General features: G+C 72.3%; 17 protein-coding genes. 15 read left to right on the top strand and 2 right to left on the bottom strand.

All coding sequences use genetic code 11. From position 1 onward, the window contains the following. The 8 genes from ACLBX8_RS15390 to ACLBX8_RS15425 form a co-directional block, all read left to right on the top strand. The coding region (locus ACLBX8_RS15390; protein ID WP_447715453.1) for a transketolase C-terminal domain-containing protein at nucleotides 1-821 on the top strand (821 nt) is incomplete at its 5' end. 158 nt (nucleotides 822-979) lie between these two features. Then, on the top strand, nucleotides 980-1,729 hold the full coding sequence (locus ACLBX8_RS15395; protein ID WP_447681578.1) for a pyridoxine 5'-phosphate synthase: 750 nt from the start codon (nucleotides 980-982) through the stop codon (nucleotides 1,727-1,729). Continuing rightward, a complete protein-coding gene (gene acpS / locus ACLBX8_RS15400; protein ID WP_020092967.1) occupies nucleotides 1,726-2,136 on the top strand; it encodes a holo-ACP synthase in 411 nt (136 codons plus the stop codon). The genes ACLBX8_RS15395 and acpS overlap by 4 nt, the downstream gene beginning before the upstream one ends. A 188-nt stretch (nucleotides 2,137-2,324) precedes the next feature. After that, nucleotides 2,325-3,110, top strand: a complete 786-nt coding sequence (gene lepB, locus ACLBX8_RS15405; RefSeq protein WP_020092968.1) for a signal peptidase I — start codon at nucleotides 2,325-2,327, stop codon at nucleotides 3,108-3,110. Continuing rightward, on the top strand, nucleotides 3,107-3,886 hold the full coding sequence (gene rnc / locus ACLBX8_RS15410; protein WP_081636475.1) for a ribonuclease III: 780 nt from the start codon (nucleotides 3,107-3,109) through the stop codon (nucleotides 3,884-3,886). The genes lepB and rnc overlap by 4 nt, the downstream gene beginning before the upstream one ends. Beyond that, entirely contained in the window at nucleotides 3,883-4,881 is a 999-nt protein-coding gene (era, locus tag ACLBX8_RS15415) for a GTPase Era (protein ID WP_447715454.1), read from the top strand. The genes rnc and era overlap by 4 nt, the downstream gene beginning before the upstream one ends. Before the next feature lie 148 nt (nucleotides 4,882-5,029). Then, complete coding sequence (locus ACLBX8_RS15420) at nucleotides 5,030-5,935, top strand: class I SAM-dependent methyltransferase (RefSeq protein ID WP_447699055.1); 906 nt, start codon at nucleotides 5,030-5,032, stop codon at nucleotides 5,933-5,935. A 13-nt stretch (nucleotides 5,936-5,948) separates the two neighbouring features. Continuing rightward, complete coding sequence (locus ACLBX8_RS15425) at nucleotides 5,949-6,689, top strand: pseudouridine synthase (protein ID WP_020092972.1); 741 nt, start codon at nucleotides 5,949-5,951, stop codon at nucleotides 6,687-6,689. A gap of 17 nt (nucleotides 6,690-6,706) precedes the next feature. Here the strand turns inward: ACLBX8_RS15425 and ACLBX8_RS15430 are convergent, their stop codons facing one another. Beyond that, entirely contained in the window at nucleotides 6,707-6,964 is a 258-nt protein-coding gene (locus ACLBX8_RS15430) for a hypothetical protein (protein WP_447715455.1), read from the bottom strand. Nucleotides 6,965-7,203: 239 nt separating this feature from the next. Between ACLBX8_RS15430 and ACLBX8_RS15435 the strand changes: the two genes are divergently transcribed. The 6 genes from ACLBX8_RS15435 to dxr all read left to right on the top strand — a co-directional run bounded on the left by ACLBX8_RS15435 (nucleotide 7,204) and on the right by dxr (nucleotide 13,257). Then, a complete protein-coding gene (locus ACLBX8_RS15435) occupies nucleotides 7,204-8,271 on the top strand; it encodes a 30S ribosomal protein S2 (RefSeq protein WP_020092974.1) in 1,068 nt (355 codons plus the stop codon). A gap of 118 nt (nucleotides 8,272-8,389) precedes the next feature. Then, the gene (gene tsf, locus ACLBX8_RS15440) at nucleotides 8,390-9,316 is read left to right on the top strand and encodes a translation elongation factor Ts (RefSeq protein ID WP_042676079.1); all 927 of its coding nucleotides are present in this window, start codon (nucleotides 8,390-8,392) and stop codon (nucleotides 9,314-9,316) included. A gap of 466 nt (nucleotides 9,317-9,782) precedes the next feature. Continuing rightward, on the top strand, nucleotides 9,783-10,505 hold the full coding sequence (gene pyrH / locus ACLBX8_RS15445; protein ID WP_026604897.1) for a UMP kinase: 723 nt from the start codon (nucleotides 9,783-9,785) through the stop codon (nucleotides 10,503-10,505). 113 nt (nucleotides 10,506-10,618) lie between these two features. Then, nucleotides 10,619-11,182: a ribosome recycling factor gene (gene frr / locus ACLBX8_RS15450; protein ID WP_020092978.1), complete on the top strand. Its 564-nt coding sequence runs from the start codon at nucleotides 10,619-10,621 to the stop codon at nucleotides 11,180-11,182. Between the two features lie 19 nt (nucleotides 11,183-11,201). Beyond that, nucleotides 11,202-12,059, top strand: a complete 858-nt coding sequence (locus ACLBX8_RS15455) for a phosphatidate cytidylyltransferase (protein WP_447681455.1) — start codon at nucleotides 11,202-11,204, stop codon at nucleotides 12,057-12,059. Between the two features lie 19 nt (nucleotides 12,060-12,078). After that, nucleotides 12,079-13,257 (top strand): 1-deoxy-D-xylulose-5-phosphate reductoisomerase, encoded by a 1,179-nt coding sequence (gene dxr, locus ACLBX8_RS15460; protein ID WP_091680444.1) that lies wholly within the window; start codon nucleotides 12,079-12,081, stop codon nucleotides 13,255-13,257. A 115-nt stretch (nucleotides 13,258-13,372) separates the two neighbouring features. Here dxr and ACLBX8_RS15465 read toward each other — a convergent pair whose 3' ends face one another. Continuing rightward, entirely contained in the window at nucleotides 13,373-14,011 is a 639-nt protein-coding gene (locus tag ACLBX8_RS15465) for a TetR/AcrR family transcriptional regulator (protein ID WP_447699052.1), read from the bottom strand. Between the two features lie 137 nt (nucleotides 14,012-14,148). Here ACLBX8_RS15465 and ACLBX8_RS15470 point away from each other — a divergent pair, with 137 nt between their 5' ends. Continuing rightward, a complete protein-coding gene (locus tag ACLBX8_RS15470; RefSeq protein WP_447699051.1) occupies nucleotides 14,149-15,411 on the top strand; it encodes an HlyD family secretion protein in 1,263 nt (420 codons plus the stop codon). Nucleotides 15,412-15,415 lie beyond the last annotated feature (4 nt).

Raw genomic sequence — 15,415 nt, forward strand, 5'->3', positions numbered from 1 at the left:
AGCACGCGGTGACGTTCGCGGGCGGTCTGGCCACCGAGGGCTACCGGCCGTTCGTGGCGATCTACTCGACCTTCCTGCAGCGGGCCTACGACCAGGTGGTGCACGACGTGGCGCTGCAGAACCTGCCGGTGCGGTTCTGCCTGGACCGGGCGGGGCTGGTCGGCGCCGACGGGGCGACGCACGCGGGCGCGTTCGACCTGGCCTACCTGTGCTGCCTGCCGAACATGACCGTGATGGCGGCCTCCGACGAGGCCGAGCTGGTGCACATGGTGGCGACCGCCCACGCGCACGACACGGGCCCGATCGCGCTGCGCTACCCGCGCGGCGAGGGTGTGGGCGTCGAGCTTCCGGAGCGGGGCGAGGCGCTGGCGATCGGCAAGGGCCGGGTGGTGCGGCGCGACGCGGAGGCGCGTGTGGCGCTGCTGTCGCTCGGCACGCGCCTGTCGGAGGCCTTGAAGGCGGCCGACACGCTGGCCGAGCAGGGCGTGGCGGTGACGGTTGCGGACGCGCGGTTCGCCAAGCCGCTGGACGAGGCGCTGATCCTGGAGCTCGCGCGCGACCACGAGGTTCTGATCACGATCGAGGAGGGCTCGCGGGGCGGGTTCGGCGCGATGGTGCTGCACCTGCTGGCGGAGCGGGGCGCTCTGGACGCGGGCGGGGTGCGGGTGCGGACGATGACGCTGCCGGACGCCTACCAGGACCACGACAGCCCGGAGAAGATGTACGCCGAGGCGGGCCTCGACGCCACGACCATCGTCAGGACCGCCCTCGACACCCTGCCCGAGCGGAAGGACAGCCGGTCGCGCCTGCGGCTCGCCTGAGCGGGCGGGCCGGCCGCCGGAGCCCGCCCCCGAACCCCGGCCGTCTTGCCGGCGCGCGCGATCCTCCGCATATCGCCGGCACGGGGTGAGGGCGCGCGGCGCCTTCCGACCCCCCGGTGAGCCTGTCGCGCCGCGCCGACACGGGGACGAACGAGCGGATGACCTCCGAGAAACTGCGCCTGGGCGTCAACATCGATCACGTCGCGACCGTCCGCAACGCCCGCGGCGGCGACTATCCGGACCCGGTGCGGGCGGCCCTGCTCGCCGTCGAGGCGGGCGCCGACGGGATCACCGCGCATCTCCGCGAGGACCGGCGCCACATCCGCGACACCGACATCGCGGCGCTCAAGCGCGGCCTGTCCGTGCCGCTCAATTTCGAGATGGCCGCCACCGACGAGATGGTGGCGATCGCGCTCGACACCCGCCCGCACGCCGCCTGCCTCGTCCCGGAGAAGCGCGAGGAGCGCACCACCGAGGGCGGCCTCGACATCGTCGGCGGCCGCGCCCACCTCGCGCCGCGCATCCGCGCCCTCGCGGAGGCCGGCATCCGCGTCTCGCTGTTCGTCGAGCCCGAGCCCGCCGTCATGGACGCCGCCCGCGCCCTCGGGGCGCCCGTCGTCGAGCTGCACACCGGAAGCTACTGCGAGGCGGCGCTGGAGGACGACGACGCCCGGACCGCGCGCGAGCTCGCCCGCATCCGGCGCGCGGCGGAGCACGGGGCCGGCCTCGGCCTCGAGATCCACGCGGGCCACGGACTCACCCTCGGCAGCGTCGGCCCGGTGGCGGCGCTGCCGCAGATCCGGGAGCTGAATATCGGCCATTCCCTGATCGCCGACGCGATCTTCGTGGGGCTCGACCGGGCGGTGCGCGACATGCGGGCCGCCATGGACCGGGCGCGGCGCCCATGATCGTCGGGATCGGCTCGGATCTCTGCGACATCCGCCGGATCGCCCGGACCCTGGAGCGGCACGGCGAGCGCTTCACCCACCGGGTGTTCACCGACGGCGAGCGGGCCCGCTGCGACCGGCGGGCCGCCCGCGCCGAGGGCTACGCGCGCCGCTTCGCCGCCAAGGAGGCCTGCGCCAAGGCGCTCGGCACCGGCCTCAGCGCCGGCGTGTTCTGGCGCGACATGGAGGTGGTGAACCTGCCCTCCGGGCAGCCGACCCTGCGGCTCGCGGGCGGCGCGGCCGAGCGGCTCGCGGAACTCCTGCCGGCGGGGCACGCGGCGCGGCTCCACGTGAGCCTCACGGACGATCCGCCGATGGCGCAAGCCTTCGTGATCATCGAGGCCTTGCCGGTCCCTGTCGCCGGTTGAGGCCGCCGTCGCGGATTAGCCTGCGGCGGTCGCGCGTTGCGGGGGGCTCGCGCATGGTCTAGACCGCCGGACACGGCGGACACGATTGCGGCGCATTCCTCGGGACAACCGCACATCAGGCCGCGCGCGGCGGGGCCGCGCCCCGCGGATCGCGGGCGTCGCACCTCAATCGAAGACGGAACGCGCGCGTGGATTACGACGGCAAGCCGCTCAGGAAACCTGCCGACACCGGCACCTGGGCCAGCATCCGCGAGACGCTGAAGGTCGGCATCCAGGCGCTGCTGATCGCCCTCGTGGTGCGGACCCTGCTGTTCCAGCCGTTCAACATCCCGTCCGGCTCGCTGGTGCCGACCCTGCTGATCGGCGACTACCTGTTCGTGTCAAAATATTCTTACGGCTATTCCAAGTACTCGCTGCCGCTCTCGGAGTACATCCCGATCCAGGCCGACGGCCGGATCTGGGGCGCGGACCCGAAGCGCGGCGACATCGCGGTGTTCAAGCTGCCCAAGGACAATTCGACCGACTACATCAAGCGCGTGATCGGCCTGCCGGGCGACAAGATCCAGATGATCGACGGCGTGCTCAACATCAACGGCAAGGCGGTCAAGCGCGAGCGGATCGCCGACTACGAGACCACCGATCCCTACGGCCAGCCGACCAAGGTGCCCCAGTACCTGGAGACCCTGCCCAACGGCGTGGTCCACCGGGTGATCGAGCGCGACGGCGACAACGGCTTCTGGGACAAGACCGAGCTGTACACGGTCCCGCCCGGTCACTTTTTCATGATGGGCGACAACCGCGACAACTCCACCGATTCGCGCGATCTCGCCAATGTCGGCTACGTGCCGTTCGCCAACCTGGTCGGGCGCGCCGAGATGATCTTCTTCTCGATCGACGAGGGTACGCCGGCCTGGCAGGTCTGGAACTGGCCGGCCCACGTGCGCTGGTCGCGCCTGTTCACGACGATCCATTGACCGGCCCGGACTTGGACGACGCCGCGCAGCCCCGGGCCAACGCCCGATCCCGGCGGGCCCACAAGCCGCGCCCGCCGCTGACCGCGCTCGAGGAGCGGATCGGCCACAGCTTCGGCGATCAGGACCTGCTCACCCGCGCGCTGACCCACACCAGCAAGGCGAGCGGCCGGGGCGGCAGCTACCAGCGCCTGGAATTCCTCGGCGACCGCGTGCTCGGGCTCGCGGTCGCCGACCGCCTCTACGGCGCCTTCCCGGAGGCCGACGAGGGCGACCTCTCCCGGCGCCTGGCCGCCCTGGTCCGGCGCGAGACCTGCGCCGCCGTGGCCGCCTCCTGGGAGGTCGGCCCGCACCTGATCCTCGGCCAGGGCGAGGTCATGGGCGGCGGCCGGCGCAACCAGACGATCCTGGCCGACGTCTGCGAGGCGATCCTGGGTGCGATCTACCTCGATGCCGGGTTCGACGCCGCCCGGGCGGTGGTCGAGGCGCATTTCCATCCCGGCGAGCCGACCGCGGCGGCGCGGGGCCGCGACGCCAAATCCGCCCTGCAGGAATGGGCCATGGGCCGCAGCCTGCCGATCCCCACCTATGAGGTGGTGGAGCGCACCGGTCCCGACCACGCGCCCCGGTTCCGCATCGCCGTGCAGGTCGAGGGCCTGGAGCCCGGTCTCGGCGACGGCACGTCGAAGCGGATCGCCGAGCAGGCCGCCGCGCGGGCGCTGATGGAGCGGGAGGGAATCGGGGCCTCCGCGGACGCGGAACCGACGGAGACAGCATGAGCGCGCACGAGCAGGACGATCACGACGCGCAGGACGGGCCCGGCATCGCGCCGCCCCGGGACCCCGCGCGCGACCCGTCCACCCTTCCCGGCACGCCCGCCGACGCCCGGGCCGGCTTCGTCGCGCTGATCGGCGTGCCGAATGCCGGCAAGTCGACCCTGCTCAACAACCTGGTCGGCACCAAGGTCTCGATCGTCTCCCGCAAGGTGCAGACGACCCGGGCCCTGGTGCGGGGCATCCTCATCGAGGGCTCGGCCCAGGTCGTGCTGGTCGACACCCCCGGCATCTTCGCGCCCAAGCGCCGCCTCGACCGCGCGATGGTCCACTCGGCCTGGAGCGGCGCCGCCGACGCCGACGCCGTCTGCCTGCTGGTCGACGCGCGCAAGGGTGTCGACGCGGAAGTCGAGGCGGTGCTCGGCCGGCTCGGCGAGGTGAAGCGCGAGAAACTGCTGATCCTCAACAAGATCGACCTGATCCCGCGCGAGCGGCTGCTCGATCTCGCCGCCAAGCTCAACGCCGCCGCGCCCTTCGCCGAGACCTTCATGATCTCGGCGCTCAACGGCGACGGCGTCGCCGACCTGCGCCGGGCGCTGGCCGCCCGCATGCCGGCGGGCCCGTGGCTGTATCCGGAGGATCAGGTCTCGGACGCGCCCCTGCGCATGCTCGCCGCCGAGATCACCCGGGAGAAGATCTACGACCGGCTGCACGAGGAGCTGCCCTACCGCTCCACGGTGGAGACCGACCAGTGGCAGATCCGGCCCGACGGCTCGGTGCGGATCGAGCAGACGATCTTCGTCGAGCGGGAGAGCCAGCGCTCGATCGTGCTCGGCAAGGGCGGCCAGACCATCCGGTCGATCGGGCAGGCGGCCCGGATCGAGATCGCCGAGGCGGCCGACGCCAAGGTCCACCTGTTCCTGCACGTGAAGGTGCGGGAGAACTGGGCCGACGACCCGGCCCGCTACCGCGAGATGGGCCTGGAATTTCCGCGGGGCTGACGCGCCGGGCCGCGCGGGAGGCTGGGCTTCGCGGCCGGTTCCGGTATAAACGCGGTGTTCCCCCGGATGAATCGAGTCGGGCGCGGGTTTACCCCGCTCCGCCGCGGATTCGCGTTCCGGTTTCGGCACTCCAAATCCCGAATCGTCTATGCGCCACGCCGTCTACGGCCTGCCGCCGGTGGACCTCGCCGAGGTCCCGGGCGACGCCGTCCAGCTCTCCCCGTTGATCCCCGGCGCCGCGCGGCTCGAGGATCTGTCCGAGAACAGCCTCGACTCGGCCACCGTGCTGGCGCCGCCCGGGACGGTCGAGCGGCGCTACGTGCTGGCCCAGGTGCTGCGCGCCCTCGGGCCGGGCGGCCGCATGGTCGCCCTGGCGCCCAAGGATCGCGGCGGCGCACGCCTCGCCAAGGAGCTGACGACCTTCGGCTGCGCGGCCGCCGACCAGCCGCGCCGGCACCACAGGATCTGCACGGCGGAGCGGCCGACGGCGCCGGCCGGCCTCGCCGAGGCGATCGACGAGGGCGGCCCGCGCCACGTCGACAACCTCGCCCTCTGCACGCAGCCCGGCATCTTCTCGTGGGACCGGCTCGATCCGGGCACGGCGCTGCTGCTCGCGAACCTCCCGGCCCTCAAGGGTCGCGGCGCCGATTTCGGCTGCGGGCTCGGGATCCTCTCGCGGGCCGTCCTGGGCTCCGAGGCCGTCACCGCCCTGACCCTGCTGGAGATCGACCGGCGCGCCGTCGAGATGGCGCGCCGCAACGTCGCCGACCCGCGGGCGACGATTCTCTGGGCGGATATCCGGGCGTCCGGCGCCGTGCCGGATCACCTCGATTTCGTCGTCACGAACCCGCCGTTCCACGAGGGCGGGAGCGAGGATCAGGCGCTCGGCCGGGCGTTCATCGCGCGGGCCGCCGAGGCCCTGCGCCCCGGGGGGGCGCTGTGGCTCGTGGCCAACGCGCACCTGCCCTACGAGGCGAGCCTGCGCGAGGCGTTCCGGCACGTCGCGGTGGCCGTCCAGGCGAACGGCTACCGGGTCTACGAGGCCCGCCGGTGAGCGCGCCGCTTCCATGAGCGCGGCGAGATCCGTCCGCCTGGACAAGCTCCTCGCCAATCTCGGTTACGGGTCGCGCCGCGAGATCCAGGCACTCGCCCGCGCCGGCGCGATCCGCCTCGACGGCGCGGAGCTCGCGGAGGCCGGCGACCGGATCGCCCTCGCGCCGGACCTGCCGGAGCGCCTCACGATCGACGGCGAGGCCCTGGACCCGCTCCCCGGCCTGTGCCTGATGCTGCACAAGCCGCTGGGCGTCACCTGCTCGCACAAGGAGGCGGGCCCGCTGGTCTACGGGCTGCTGCCCGAGCGCTGGCGCCGCCGCGACCCGCCGCTCTCCACGGTGGGACGCCTCGACAAGGAGACCTCGGGCCTGCTGCTGCTGACCGACGACGGGGCGCTCCTGCACCGGATCATCAGCCCGAAGGCCCAGGTGGCGAAGCGCTACCGCGTGACCCTCGACCGGCCGCTGACCGGCCGCGAGGCGGAGGTGTTCGCCGCAGGGACGCTCGTGCTGGAGGGCGAGGAGCGCCCGCTCCTGCCGGTGCGGCTCGACGTCGAGGATGCCACGCGCTGCGCGGTGACGCTGACGGAGGGCCGCTACCACCAGGTCCGCCGGATGTTCGCCGCCGTCGGCAACCACGTCGCGGCGCTGCACCGGGACCGGGTCGGCGGTCTCGCTCTGCCGGCGGACCTGCCGGCGGGGGCGTACCGGGTGATGACGGCCGACGACGTGGCGGCGGTGTTCGCGGGCGGGTGATCCGGGCTGCGCGCCTGTCAGTGCGGCGCCCGGGCGAGGGCGACGACCGCGCCGATCACAGCGAGCGTCTGGAAGCCGATCAGGCCCGCCACCCAGCGCACGATTTCGGACCGCGTATCCGCCAGCTCGGCGCGCAGATCCGCCTTCGTGACGAGATCGCCCTGCAACGCTTCCGTCATGGCATCGGCCAAGCCCTCCGCCTGTTCCGGGGAGAGCTTGACCTTCTCCCGGAGGCTCCGGGCGAATTTCAGGGTGTCGAATGCGACCGCCGCCATGGTTCGAACTCTCGCGAGGCGAGCCCGCGTGTTGCAAGCGGTCTGAACGCAGGCTGTGATTGAGGGCTGGCCCGCGCCGCCCCTCCGCTTCTTGCCTTCGGACCCGCCCTCTGCTAAGCGCCCGCCCATCCCACACGCGGAGCCGGCCTCATGCCTGAATGAGGCGTTTCCGGTGGTCGTCCGAACTCTCGGCCGACCGCATCCCTCCGCGGCGGATATAACCGGAGAGCACAAGAGCCATGGCCGTCGATTTCTCTATGCGTCAGCTCCTCGAGGCGGGCGCCCATTTCGGTCACCAGTCCCACCGCTGGAACCCGAAGATGCAGCCGTACATCTTCGGCACCCGCAACAACATCCACATCATCGACCTCGCCCAGACCGTGCCGGCGCTGCACCAGGCGCTGCAGGCGGTTAGCGACACCGTCGCCAAGGGCGGCCGCGTGCTGTTCGTCGGCACCAAGCGCCAGGCGGCCGACACGATCGCCGAGGCGGCCAAGCGCTCGGCCCAGTACTACGTCAACTCCCGCTGGCTGGGCGGCATGCTCACCAACTGGAAGACCATCTCGGGCTCGATCTCGCGCCTGCGCAAGGTCACCGAGACGCTGGAGACCGGCGGCCCGGGCCTGACCAAGAAGGAGCGCCTGATGCTCTCCCGTGAGAAGGAGAAGCTCGAGAAGGCGCTCGGCGGCATCAAGGACATGGGCGGCGTGCCGGACCTGCTGTTCGTGATCGACACCAACAAGGAGCAGCTGGCGATCAAGGAGGCGAACCGCCTCGGCATCCCGGTGGCCGCCATCGTCGACACCAACTGCAACCCGGACGGCATCAGCTACATCGTCCCGGCCAACGACGACGCCGGCCGCGCGATCGCGCTGTACTGCGACCTGATCGCCAAGGCCGCCATCGACGGCATCTCGCGCGCCCAGGGCTCGTCGGGCATGGATATCGGCGCCTCCGAGGAGCCGATGGCCGAAGAGCTGCCGGCGAACGACGACGCGGCCGTCACGGTCGAGTCCGACGCCCTCGACCCGGCCGACGTGGCGATGCTCGCCGAGTCGACCGAGCACTTCGAGCTGCTCGCCGCCCCGCGCGGCGCGCCGGACGACCTGACCAAGCTCAACGGCGCCGGCCCGCAGATCGTGCAGAAGCTCAACGACGCCGGCATCTACCACTACTGGCAGCTCGCCGCGATGACCCCCGAGGACGTCGCCAAGGTCGATGCCGACCTGAAGCTCAACGGCCGCATCGACCGCGACTCGTGGGTCTCGCAGGCCCGCGGCTTCGTCGAGGCCGCCGCCGCGGCCTGATCCAACGGGGCTTCGCGGCGGCACCGTCATCGGGCCGTCGCGGATCCAGGCATACCGGGCCCGGCCGCTCACCCGCGCGCCGGGCCTCTCGCATCCAGACCACACGAAAGGGACCGCCATGGCCAACATCACCGCCGCGATGGTGAAGGAGCTCCGGGAGAAGACCGGCGCCGGCATGATGGACTGCAAGGGCGCGCTCAACGAGACGCAGGGCGACATCGAGGCCGCCGTCGACTGGCTGCGCAAGAAGGGTCTCGCCAAGGCCGCCAAGAAGGCCGGCCGCGTCGCCGCCGAGGGCCTCGTCGCCGTCGAGTCCGCCGGCCGCCACGCCGCCGTGGTCGAGGTGAACTCCGAGACCGACTTCGTCGCCCGCAACGACGCCTTCCAGGCCTTCGCCCGCGAGGCCGCCAAGATCGCGCTCAACACCGATGGCACGCTCGAGGGCCTCCAGGCCGCTCATTTCCCGGGCGCCACCGAGACCGTCTCGGAGAAGCTGCAGGCCCTGATCGCCACCATCGGCGAGAACATGAACCTGCGCCGGGTGACCAAGCTCGAGGTCAAGAAGGGCGTCATCGCCTCCTACGTGCACAACCAGATCTCCGAGGGCCTCGGCAAGATCGGCGTGCTCGTGGCGCTCGAGTCCGAGGGCGACGTCGACGCGCTCTCGGCGCTGGGCCGCCAGATCGCCATGCACATCGCGGCGACCAACCCGGTGGCGCTGGACGCCTCGGGCGTCGACGCCGCCACGGTGGAGCGCGAGTCGAACATCCTGCGCGAGAAGAACGCCGGCAAGCCGGACCACGTGATGGCCAAGATCGTCGAGAGCGGCCTGAAGAGCTACTACAAGGAGGTCACCCTCCTGGAGCAGCCCTTCGTGCACGACGGCTCCAAGACGGTGAGCCAGGTCCTCAAGGAGGCCGGCTCCAAGGTCGGCGGCCCCGTGACCCTGACGGGCTTCGTCCGCTACGCGCTGGGCGACGGCATCGAGAAGGAAGAGGGCCCGGACTTCGCCACCGAGGTCGCCCAGCAGGCCGGCCGCGCCTGAGACAGACCGCGAGCGCCCGGTTTGCCGGGCCTCCATCGTGAGATCAGCCCCGTCCGGCACGAGCCGGGCGGGGCTTCGCGTTTCCGGAGCCGCCCGATCGATCCGCGCGGGGTCGTGTTGCGCCGCACACTCCGCCGTGCGGCGCCGCGCTACGGTCCGGTCATGCCTCTGAAGCCCTTCTCCTACCTCATGATCGGCGTGTTCGCCTCCGGCCTCGCCATGACCGTCTTCGGCGCCGTCGGCGTCCTCGCCGGCAGCTGAGAACAGGCGCCGGCGCTCGGACCCGGACCGCGACGGCGGCGCAGACGTCCTCCCAGGGCGCACGTCTCTCGCACGTCGCTCGCGCGCCGGTAGCATTTCGGTCCACGATCCCCGCCGTATCGGTGGCGGGCCCCTCGACGGCGCTCGGGCGGTTGACGTAGAAGCCTCCCCGCTCACGCGATGCGGGATGGAGCCGGGGGCCCAGATGCCGGAGACGACGCCGTTTCGCCGTATCCTCGTGAAGCTGTCGGGGGAGGCGCTCGCCGCTCCCGACGGCTACTGGTTGCATCCGCCGACGCTGGCGGCGCTCGCCGAGGACATCGCCCGCACGATCGAGTCGGGCGCCGAGATCGCCATCGTGGTGGGCGGCGGCAACATGATCCGCGGCGCGCGGATCTCCGCGGCCGGCTGGATCGACCGGGCGACCGGGGATTCGCTCGGCATGATGGCCACGGTGATGAACTCGCTGGCGATCGAGACGGCGCTCAACGCCGCGGGCGTGCAGGCGCGGACCATGTCGGCGGTGTCGATGCCGACCATCTGCGAGACCTATGCCCGCCAGCCGGCCCTGCACCACCTGGACAAGGGCCAGGTCGTCGTCCTCGCCGGCGGCACCGGCAACCCGTTCTTCACCACCGACACCGCCGCGGTGCTGCGCGCCGCCGAGCTGCGCTGCGACGCGGTCCTCAAGGCGACGCAGGTGGACGGCGTCTACTCGGCGGATCCGAAGAAGGATCCGAGCGCCACGCGCTACGACCGCATCACCCACGACGAGGCGATCGCCCGCGACCTCAAGGTGATGGACACCGCCGCCTTCGCGCTGGCCCGGGAGAGCCGCCTGTCGATCGTGGTCGGCTCGCTCCACCCGCCGAGCTCGATCGCCGCAATCCTGTCGGGCGACGCGCCCTCGACCCTCGTGGCGCCCTGACGCGCGGCACGACCGGGCCGCGACCGTTTGCGGCCCTGAAAAAATTCGTCCATTGAGGCCGCGACTGCCCGCGCCGGGCTCAAGACCACGTCAGACGTCTCGGGACGACCCTCATGGCCACACCGGAATTCGATCTCAACGACATCAAGCGCCGCATGCAGGGCGCTGTGTCCTCGCTCTCGAAGGATCTCGGCTCGCTGCGCACCGGGCGCGCCACGCCGTCGCTCCTCGACCCGATCCAGGTCGACGCCTACGGCTCGATGATGCCGATGGCCCAGGTCGCCACCGTCAGCGTGCCGGAGCCGCGGCTCCTGTCGATCTCGGTCTGGGACCGCAGCATGGTCACGGCCGTCGAGAAGGCGATCCGCGAATCCGACCTCGGCCTCAACCCGCAGACCGAGGGACAGACCATCCGGCTCCGCATCCCCGAGATGAACGAGCAGCGCCGCAAGGAGATGGTCAAGGTCGCCCACAAGTACACCGAGGAGGCCCGCGTCGCCGTGCGCCACGTGCGCCGGGACGGCCTCGACCATCTCAAGAAGCTCCTGAAGGACAGCGCCATCTCGGAGGATGACGAGAAGCGTCAGGCCACCGACGTGCAGAAGGCGACCGACCAGTACATCGCCGAGATCGACGGCGTGCTGGCGTCCAAGGAGAAGGAGATCATGCAGGTCTGAGGCGAAGGGCAGGACGCGCGTGACCTCCGCCGCCGCACCGGCCGCGCGTCCCTCGGGACGGCGCGAGCTGTGGCTGCGCGTCGCCTCGGGCCTCGTGCTCGGCGCCGGCGTGCTGGCCGCTCTGGTCTATGGCGGCTGGCCCTTCGCGGGGATCTGGCTCGCCGCCGGCATCGTCGGCTTCGCCGAGTGGATGGTGATGAGCCGCACCGAGCCCCGCGAGGTGCTGATCGCGCTGGGCGCGGCGACGCTCGGCGCCCTGCTGCTCTGCCAGCGCGGCGGCGCCCCGACGCCGGCCTGCCTCGCGGTCCTGCTGCTCGGCGCCGCGGCCTGCGCCACGGTGGCGCGGACCGGACGGGGCCGGCTCCGCGCCTTCCTCGGCGTGCTCGGCGCGGCGGCGATCGCGGCGGTGCCGGTGGCCCTGCGCGACGACCCCGCCATCGGCCTCGTCGGGCCGGCCTGGATGTTCGCGGTGGTCTGGTCCACCGACATCGCCGCCTACTTCGCCGGCCGGAAGATCGGCGGCCCCAAGCTGATGCCCCGGGTCTCGCCCAACAAGACGTGGTCGGGCGCCCTCGGCGGCCTCGCCGGCGCGGTCGCGGCCGGGACGCTGGTGCCGGTGGTCGCCGACCTCGCCGGCATGACCCTGCCCAGCGCCGCCTCTCTCCCGGTCGTGGCGGGCGTGAGCGCGCTCGCCTCGGTCCTGAGCCAGGCCGGCGACCTGATCGAGTCCGGCCTGAAGCGCCATTACGGCGTCAAGGATTCGGGCAAGATCATCCCCGGCCATGGCGGCGTCATGGACCGGCTCGACGGATTCTTCGCGGTGGCCGTGCTGGCGGCCGTCTATCTCGCCCTGCGCGGCGGCGGTCTGATCCCGTGACGATGAGGGAGTTGAACCCGTGACCCAGGTCGTCACCGTCTTCGGCGCCACCGGCTCGATCGGCCGCTCCACCGCCGACCTCCTGGCGCAGCACGCCGACCGGTTCCGCGTCGGCGCCCTGGTCGGCGGCAAGGATCCCGTCGCCCTGGCCAAGGTCGCCCGCGAGCTCAACGCCTCCTTCGCGGCGCTCGCCGACGAGGCCGCCGGCCCGGCGCTGGCCGAGGCCCTGTCGGGCTCCGGCATCCCGAGCGGGGCGGGGGAGGCGGCCGTCATGGAGGCCGCCGCCCGCGACGCCGACATCGTCGTCGCCGCCGTGAGCGGGGCGGCCGGGCTGAAATCGACCCACGCCGCCCTCCGGCTCGGCCGCAAGGTCGCGCTCGCCAACAAGGAGAGCCTCGTCTGCGCCGGCGACGCCTTCATGCGCGACGCCGCCCGCTACGGCGCCACGATCCTGCCGATGGATTCCGAGCACGACGCGCTGAGCCAGGCGCTGGCCGGCCGGCCGCTCGCCGACGTCCGCACCATGATGATCACGGCCTCGGGCGGCCCGTTCCGGACCTGGACCCGCGAGCGGATCGCCGCCGCCTCCGCGGCCGAGGCCGCCGCCCATCCGACCTGGTCGATGGGCATGAAGATCAACATCGATTCGGCGAGCCTGATGAACAAGGGCCTCGAGCTGATCGAGGCGCACCACCTGTTCGGCATCGAGCCCGAGCGCCTCGACGTGGTCGTGCACCCGCAATCGGTGATCCACGGCATGGTCTACTGGCTCGACGGGGCGGTGACCGCCGAGCTGGCGCTGCCCGACATGCGCGTGCCGATCTCGCACTGCCTCGGCCTCGGCGACCGGCTGACGATCGAGCGCGGCCGGCCCCTCGACCTCGTGAAGCTCGGTTCGCTGACCTTCGAGGCCGCGGACGAGGCGCGTTTCCCGTGCCTGCGGATCGCCCGCGCGGCCCTGGCCGCCGGCGGCGCGGCGCCCACCGTGATGAACGCCGCCAACGAGATCGCGGTGGCGGCCTTCATCGCCGGCCGGATCGGCTTCTACGGGATCAGCGATCTGGTCGAGCGCGCCTGCACCCACTTCGCCGGCCAGTACCGGGCCGCGCCCGCCGACGTCGACGAGGCGCTCGCCATCGACGCCCACGTGCGGATCTGGAGCGCCGAGGCCCTGCCGGAGCTGCGCGCCGCCGGCTGAACCCGGTCATTGCGAGCGCAGCGAAGCAATCCAGCGACGCCACGCTCGCAGAATGTCGCGCCGCCCTGGATTGCTTCGCTGCGCTCGCAACGACGTTTCCCGCCTGAGCCGCGCCTCAGCGCCCGGGGCCGTACCCGGCCAGGAACACGCGCACCGCCTCGTCGACCTGATGGCGCATCTCGGCCTCGCCGGCGATGCCGCCCGCCGCGAACAGCAGGCGGGTCAGCAGACCCGCCTGGCAGAGATGCAGAAAGTGCCGGGCCGCGAGCTCGGTGTCGGCGATCGTCAGGCGTCCCGCCTGGACCTGCGCGTCGAGGTAGCGCGAGAGGCGCTCGACGCCGCAGGCCGGACCGGCCTGGTAGTAGACCTGCCCGAAGCGCGGAAACTTCTCGCTCGCGCCGATGACCATGCGGACCAGCGAGACGTGCGCCGGCCGGCACATCTCGGTCAGGAAGCTGCTTCCGAGCCGGGTCAGGACGCCCGGCACGTCGGGATCGTCCGCGTCCAGGGTGAACAGGGCCTCCGCGAGGCTGGCCTTCTCCTGAATGGTCAGCGCCTCGAACAGGTCCTCCTTGTTCTCGAAGTAGACGTAGAGCGTGCCCTTCGAGACCCCGGCCGCCCGCGCGATCTCGCCCATGCTGGCGCCGTCGAACCCCGCCGCCAGGAACACCGTCCGTGCGCCCTCGAGGATCTGCTGCCGCTTGTCGCCCTCGTGCTGGGCCTGACCCCGCTCCAACGCCGCACCCTGAGCCATGATCCCGCTCCGCACCGTGACACCGTCACGCTTGACCGAACCGTTCGGTCAAAATAACCTGCGGCTTCTTCGGGGGCGCGTCAAGCCGTGCCTCGTTATTGACCGAACGGTTCGGTCATTGATGTCGAGGCGCTGATATGTCCCTTCGCGAGGACGCCGATCGGCCGAGTTCCGGTCTCGATGCCGCTATTGAGTCCCGAATCGAGGCCGGGGACGAGGCGCGCGCCGAGCGCACGGCTCCGGCCGCGCCGGCCCCCGCCGCGGCGTCCCTGCCGACGCCCGTGCCGGTCGAGGCGCCGCCCGCCCGCAAGCGCTCCGTGAAGCGGCTCGTCCTGCTCGGACTGCTGACGGCCGCCCTGGGCGGCGGCGCGTATCAGGGATGGCAGTGGTGGACCGTCGGGCGGTTCTTCGTCTCGACCGACGACGCCTACGTCCAGGCCGACATCTCGGTCCTGGCGGCCAAGATCCCGGGCTATCTCCAGTCGGTCCCGGTCGTGAACGGCCTCGCGGTGAAGAAGGGCGACGTCATCGCCAAGCTCGACGACGGCGACTACCGCCTCGCGCTGCAGGCGGCGCAGGACAAGCTCGCCACCCAGGAGAGCACGATCGCGCGGATCGGCCGGCAGGCCGAGGCGGCGCAGGCCCAGGTCGCCCAGGCCGCCGCGCAGCTCGACGCGACCCGCGCCGACGCCGTCCGCGCCCAGGCCGACTTCGCCCGGTCGACGCAGATGCAGGCGGATTACGTCGCCAAGTCGCGCATCGACCAGACCCGCGCCGACCGCGACCGCACCGAGGCCTCCGTGAAGGCCATGGAGGCCGGCCTCCTCGCGGCCCGCGCCAACGTGGACGTGCTCCAGGCGCAGAAGCGCGAGGCGGAGAGCCTCGCGGCGGAACTCCGCACCGCCGTCGACCGGGCCCGGCGCGACCTCGACTTCACGGCGATCCGCGCGCCCTTCGACGGGGTGGTCGGCAACAAGGCCGTCGAGGCCGGCGCCTATGTCGGGCCCGGCACGCGGATCGCCGCGCTGGTCCCGCTCCAGAGCGTCCGGATCGACGCGAACTTCAAGGAGACCCAGGTCGAGCGCATGCGTCCCGGCCAGCCGGTGACCGTGACGGTCGACGCCTATCCGGACCGCGAGATCCACGCCGTGGTGGAATCGTTCTCGCCGGCCTCCGGCTCGGTGTTCAGCCTGCTGCCGCCCGACAATGCCACCGGCAACTTCACCAAGATCGTCCAGCGCCTGCCCGTGCGGGTGCGCGTGCCCGAGGAGGTCGCCCGCGAGGGCCTGCTGCGGCCGGGCCTGTCGGCGGTGGTCCGGGTCGATACCCGCACCGGCGCGGACCGCTCCGTCCTCGACCGCGCCTCCGCGCCGCGGCCGGTCAGCACCGCGAGCCGCTGAGACC

Source organism: Methylobacterium sp. D48H (assembly GCF_053345715.1).

Excerpts from the sequence above, each read along its gene's own strand:
- ACLBX8_RS15465 (WP_447699052.1), bottom strand. The coding sequence starts at position 14,011 with ATGGCTCAGGGTGCGGCGTTGGAGCGGGGTCAGGCCCAGCACGAGGGC.
- tsf (WP_042676079.1), top strand. The coding sequence starts at position 8,390 with ATGGCCAACATCACCGCCGCGATGGTGAAGGAGCTCCGGGAGAAGACC.
- frr (WP_020092978.1), top strand. The coding sequence starts at position 10,619 with ATGGCCACACCGGAATTCGATCTCAACGACATCAAGCGCCGCATGCAG.
- era (WP_447715454.1), top strand. The coding sequence starts at position 3,883 with ATGAGCGCGCACGAGCAGGACGATCACGACGCGCAGGACGGGCCCGGC.
- ACLBX8_RS15430 (WP_447715455.1), bottom strand. The coding sequence starts at position 6,964 with ATGGCGGCGGTCGCATTCGACACCCTGAAATTCGCCCGGAGCCTCCGG.
- ACLBX8_RS15395 (WP_447681578.1), top strand. The coding sequence starts at position 980 with ATGACCTCCGAGAAACTGCGCCTGGGCGTCAACATCGATCACGTCGCG.
- acpS (WP_020092967.1), top strand. The coding sequence starts at position 1,726 with ATGATCGTCGGGATCGGCTCGGATCTCTGCGACATCCGCCGGATCGCC.
- ACLBX8_RS15435 (WP_020092974.1), top strand. The coding sequence starts at position 7,204 with ATGGCCGTCGATTTCTCTATGCGTCAGCTCCTCGAGGCGGGCGCCCAT.
- pyrH (WP_026604897.1), top strand. The coding sequence starts at position 9,783 with ATGCCGGAGACGACGCCGTTTCGCCGTATCCTCGTGAAGCTGTCGGGG.
- ACLBX8_RS15420 (WP_447699055.1), top strand. The coding sequence starts at position 5,030 with ATGCGCCACGCCGTCTACGGCCTGCCGCCGGTGGACCTCGCCGAGGTC.
- ACLBX8_RS15425 (WP_020092972.1), top strand. The coding sequence starts at position 5,949 with ATGAGCGCGGCGAGATCCGTCCGCCTGGACAAGCTCCTCGCCAATCTC.
- ACLBX8_RS15470 (WP_447699051.1), top strand. The coding sequence starts at position 14,149 with ATGTCCCTTCGCGAGGACGCCGATCGGCCGAGTTCCGGTCTCGATGCC.